Below are 5,601 nucleotides of genomic sequence, written 5' to 3'. Positions count from 1 at the left end.
GTTTGACAGTCTGACGGGAGCTGAAGCGACCCGCAGGCGAAAGTTATGTGCACTCAAATCGCTGCTTGCTTACGGAGCCAGACTGCAAAGCCTCCCTGCCGACGTGGGAGCGGCCTTTGTCGGCACTTACCTTGGACCGGCTCTTTATGCCGCTGGTTATACAGATATGGAATATATCTGTGGTGATACGTCATGGGGTTCGATGACTTCATTTATCTATACTGAACTCTCCGACGCAAATTCTCAAAAGTATCGTTTAGCTGCTGGTTATCACGGCTATAACGGAAATGTGCATCAGACCCCGGCTGAAATACTTGGATACAGGAATGACAATGTTCGGTTGTTCTTCACTGAGTGGATTTCCGGACTGTCAGACTCAAATTCGTTCGTAGCCGAAAAGTTTGCGGGCGACCTGCTCAACATAATGGTTCGTTACGGCGCATCGGGAGTGTGGCTGTGGCAGATTTTCCTGAATGAGCACGGTGCTCCTATTTTCGGAAATCCGGCGGAAAAATGGACAAACCGAGGCGTTGTAACAATTAACAGCACGACGCAGGCTGTAACATTCAATCCGGATTATTATATCCTTGCTCACGTAGGCCGGTATGTAAAACCAGGCGCCCGCCGCATCGATACGAACACCTTCGATATTACGTCTTCATCAGACGTTCTTGGAGGCACACCCGTCGCGACATCTGACGTGATGAATGTCGCGTTTGAGAACCCAGACGGCTCCATTGTCGTGTTCATGTGGAATCCATCCAGCCTGACCAGAATTGTGACGGTGAAAGATGGCATCACGGGGCAGTCAGTACCGGTTACTCTGGCTTCGCAGAGCATGGGGTCGCTTATATGGAGTGCCGACGATATCGTCTCGGTGCCCGGAACCTTTACTGCACCGGCGGCAGTAACTGTGCTGACCAGCACATCCACAAATGGCACGGTCTCTCTGGCGTGGACAAATCCCGTTGATGTCGGCTCGACCTCCATCGGCGGCTGTGCGATCCAGCGAGGAACATCTGCGTCTGTCCTGGCGACGATCGGTATGTCTGGTGGTGAAGCGACAGGCTATATCGACACGACCGGAACGCCCGGGACAGCATACGTGTATGCGGTCGTGCCATTCGGTGGCGGAGGATTGTCTACCTCGACTGCCCTGACCACGACCATCACCGTCGCGGCCCTTCAGTTCACGACATACACAGTTTCCGGCACCACTACTCTGACAGTAGGCGAGGCGTCGACATATACGGTCGCTCCCGGGACTGGGGCTGCCCTGGCCTCAGATGTCATTATCACCCCTGCCTCGACGCTGGTGGGCACGTTCTCCCCGACGACAATCACAATCTCCGCCGGTTCGACTGCATCTGCTACGTTCACGTTCACACCGACGGCAGCGGGTACCGGGGTAATGTCGTTCACCAACTCCGGAACGCTTACCAACGCTACGTCTATATCGTTGACAGCATCTGCGACCGCCGTACCGTTTACAACTTATACGTCTGCTCTAAGTGCTTCGTCCGTCGTCATGGGTAATCCTGTGACCCTGACGATTACTCCGGGTACCGGGACGGCGAATACATCCGCTATCACCGTCACTCCGGCCTCGACGCTGGCTGGCGTGTTCTCCCCGGCGACAGTTTCCATCCCTGCCGGTTCAACGGCCGCCGTCACCTGCACATTCACGCCAAGTGCGTCCGGAACGGCTACGATCAGCACCACCAATAGCGGCTCGCTGACCGATCCTGCCTCTGTGACGCTGACCGTATCGGCGGAGGCGGTCCCATCCACAGCCTTCACGCTGACTGGCGCGGCAACCGGCACAGTGGGGATCGCTCAGACCCTAACGCTGACGCCGAATAACAACGGGCCGACGACAGCGACGATTGTGACGCTGTCGGATGGTGGAGCAGGCGGCACATTCTCGCCGGCAACGGTGACATTTGCTGCGGGTTCTGCCACCGCTGAAACGGCCACCTATACACCGTCGGGGGCTGCGACCGTTTCCATCAGCGCAAGGAATAACGGGAGCCTGACGAACCCGGAAGATCTGTCCGTTGTCGTAAGCGCGGTTGCTACGTTGCATTATCTGTCAAACACTTCAACAAGTGGCGGAGCTTCCACCACGACACCTGTGACCGGTCTTGATGGCAGTGTTTTCAAGGCTATTGCACATTTGAATATTGAATCGGCAGTCATGTCGAACGCTCTGGTTGTCGGAAACTATGCATTGACTGGTGCGTCCCAATTAAGTTCCCAGTTTAGCGTGCTGTTCGGTTCGTTGTCCGGTTACGCAGCCTGTTTAGGCTGTGAGTGGCGCGATACCTCTCGTGATTATGGGGATACGTGGGCTTCGACTGGTATTCCGACATCGCTGATCGGTGAAGATATTTATGTTAAAGTGGTCAATAACACAGGAACGACGAGTTTCACGGATACCGACGGGACTGTGTATGCTGCCGGGACTGTAACATTGGGGTATTCAACAGATGGGACGACTTATATGTCCCTTGGCACGCTGACAGGCCTTACTTCCGGAATCTCGCAGCAAACAGTCATGGCTAATATGGAGGTTGGCGTAAGTCCTCAAGCCCTTCGCGTTTATAATGTCACAGTTACTGATGCATCCGGAACTGTTCTCTGGAACCCTGACTTTACAACACAGAGCACGGGTACGACTTCGTTTGAAGACTCGGCTGGTAACGCATGGGCTATTACATCGCCTGCCACGATAGTCTGAGGACCGCATGGATCTGAGCACTTTGGCGCGGGCCTGACCGTTTCAGGTTCGGCGGCCTCTATCACCGTAAACCTTGTTTTGCCCGAAGGCGCTACGGCATCGGCGGCAGGGGTCCTGACCTTCGAAGGTGTCACGGAAACCTTTACGATGTGCAGGTTACTTTTTCAGGTGCATCTGGAGAGGCATCGAAGACGTTTTGGTGTGTTTCCGTGGCATCTCAAAAATGAGATAGATGGAGTAATTTCTTAACCCTGATTGTGTTACGGGCTCCGTGCGAAAAATCTCGGGGTGTTACATGCGGATCAGGTCTCTCGATGCATTACGCGGCATTGCTGCGCTTATCGTGGTGCTGCACCACGCGGCCTTGTCTGTTCCCGGACTGGATGAGCAACGTCGAATGATGTTCACTTCCGGATATTCGTTTGCAAGGGCGTTCTTATATCTGACGCCTTTGCGTTTATTCGTTGCGGGACCCTCTATGGTGATCCTGTTCTTTGTGCTGAGTGGTGTTGTTCTCGGAATGACCTTTGTCGATCGCGACGGGCAGAAATATTTTCCGTTCATCATCAAGCGTGTGATCAGAATATGGGTGCCATTCGCTCTGATAATACTGTTTTCATTTTTCGGAGCGCACCTGCTGGGCACATCACCTCTCGTAGGTGCTACGGACTGGTTCAATCAGAGAATTTGGGGCGACCAGACGTCAGTATCATCACTGGTAAAGCACCTGATGATGCTCGGAACGCAGACTTATCTCGATAATCCAATGTGGAGTCTGATTGTTGAAATGAGAGCCTCTGTCGTCTTTCCGCTTCTCGTTGTAATTACTATGTGGAACTGGCGCCTCGCACTTGCTGCGACTTGGGTTTTCGGAGCCATATCTGCATCACTTACTACCAACGGCGCATGGGGTATTAAGGGTTCTCTTCTCACTACCTGTGCTTATTTATTCACATTTGTTCTGGGAATCTACATTGCGAGAGATTCGAAAAAGATAAGAAACTGGTTTGAAAGAAGAACGAGTGTAACGAGAATTTCACTAATGGCTCTTGGGCTGACAGGACTGTGCTTCTATCCGGATGAGACGGACGTCATAAGGGGATTGCCAAGTTTCATTGGGGTGACGACGTGCGCGTTGTCTGCGGCTCTCGTTATTATGCTGGCTATTGCGTCGGGCAGATCCAGCGCAATCCTGTCAGCGCGATTGCCTCAGTTTCTGGGACGCATTTCTTATAGCCTCTATCTGGGGCATGTCGTTATTATCTGTATTGTCTGCAGGCAGCTTGCAGCAGTCTGCACGCTGTCTGAAAGTGTTGTGGTAGCTGTTTTTCTGTCTGTGGCTTTTGCGTGGGGTTTCAATATTACGGTTGAAGTGCCCGTAGCGAAATTTTCAAAGAGGGTAGGAAAATATCTGTCCAAGACTACTGCTCCGGCGGTCTTATCACCTCAAAAAATTAGAACATAACCAAACTTCCTGCGATAATAAAATATTCGTCGTTACCGTGTTATAACTGTGTTGTATGAAAGCCGCCCCCGTAGGGCGGCTTTTTTTATGGGTGCTCTTATGAACTCAGACACTATTCTCAGTGATGTCCTGTCGCTGATCCCGACGGAATACCTCGGGACTGCAGCGACCATCGTGACGTTCGCGATTGCGTCCTGCGCTCTGATTATGCGGTTCTGGAAGCCGCCTGACGCCGGGAGCAGGTGGACTCTGGTGTATCAGATCGTGTCCGCCATCGCGCAGTCCCGGGGGTGGAACGCAAACGCGTATCAGCCTGGAAGGAAGGCAATCATGGCGCCCGTGAGTCTGCCGCGCGATGATGCGGCGGCGGCGTTGGGGCTGCCTCCGGACCAGACGAAGCCGGGGACTCTTTTCTGGCTGAAAGGAGGTCGCTGACGCGATATAGAATATCAATAACTTCGCTGGCTTTTTGCCGATCTCCCATCTTGAGAAAGTGGTCTGCAATATCTGCTAATTGACGAATTATCATTCCTGGTGGGGACCTTTCGGGTTCCAGCAGCCCCACTGCGCTGTGCCGCATTTGCGACATATTTCAGTACGGTGCGTTAATATGTGAAACAAAATGGGTGGGAATTGATCTCGATCACTGGAGCCCTGGTATTTACGTCGAAAAATATGTATAGTTTTGGAATTGTATAAAAATACAAGGAATATATAATTTTATACAAAAATATTGGAATTAAATTGGCGAATTCATGACGCATAGCCAGCGTCCGAAGCAGATGTCTTTCACAAGCCGCTCCATCCGGGGCGGCTTTTTTTATGGGAAAACAGCATGACTACTTTCTCTCGCCGCAACTTTCTCCGTAACGCTACTGCCCTCGCAGGCATTGCCGGCCTCGCCGCCTGCACGGCCACCACGACGAACGGCGTCACCACGATCACGCTGAATGTGACGAAAGTGAAGGATTACGGGCAGGCCGGCCTGAACGCCGCTGCGACCGTTGCCGGGTTCCTCGCCGCGTATCCTGCCCTCGCACCTTACATGACCGCCATTACCGCTGCGGAAGTGGCGCTGTCCGGTGCGCTGTCCGCGTTCTCGGATGCTGCCGGAACCACGCTGACGATCAGCTACGATGATGCGACCTGGAAAACCCGCGTGGACAGCATCCTTTCCGATCTGAACACGGTCGATACGGCCATCGCGGCAGGGATTTCCGGCGGCGGATCTAAGCTGTCTTCCGCGGTGCAAACCGATGCGCAGACGGCGCTCTCAGCACTCAAGACGATCATCAGCGTGTTCGAGGGCCTGATCGGTGTGTCCGGCGCGCGCGCTGCTACCATCCCGACGATGACCGAGGCGCAGGCGCTCGCTGCGCTGGGTGTCTGATGCCCT

At 53.5% G+C, this 5,601-nt stretch carries 4 protein-coding genes; all 4 read left to right on the top strand.

Going from position 1 to position 5,601, the window contains the following annotated elements; genetic code table 11:
- Positions 1 to 2,740 (top strand): glycoside hydrolase family 30 beta sandwich domain-containing protein (locus tag GOB90_RS19740; RefSeq protein WP_173572211.1); only part of this gene is annotated, 2,740 nt, incomplete at its 5' end.
- A gap of 295 nt (positions 2,741 to 3,035) precedes the next feature.
- Positions 3,036 to 4,205, top strand: coding sequence for an acyltransferase family protein (locus GOB90_RS18355; RefSeq protein WP_146893035.1), 1,170 nt, complete (start codon positions 3,036 to 3,038; stop codon positions 4,203 to 4,205).
- Between the two features lie 99 nt (positions 4,206 to 4,304).
- Positions 4,305 to 4,640 (top strand): hypothetical protein, encoded by a 336-nt coding sequence (locus GOB90_RS18350; RefSeq protein ID WP_146893033.1) that lies wholly within the window; start codon positions 4,305 to 4,307, stop codon positions 4,638 to 4,640.
- Positions 4,641 to 5,040: 400 nt separating this feature from the next.
- On the top strand, positions 5,041 to 5,595 hold the full coding sequence (locus tag GOB90_RS18345; RefSeq protein ID WP_173572210.1) for a hypothetical protein: 555 nt from the start codon (positions 5,041 to 5,043) through the stop codon (positions 5,593 to 5,595).
- Positions 5,596 to 5,601: the final 6 nt, after the last annotated feature.

It is taken from the genome of Acetobacter oeni (assembly GCF_011516825.1).
Classification (GTDB): Bacteria; Pseudomonadota; Alphaproteobacteria; order Acetobacterales; family Acetobacteraceae; genus Acetobacter; species Acetobacter oeni.
Note: the sequence above shows the minus strand (reverse complement) of the source record. Positions and strands in the feature narration are given on the sequence as shown.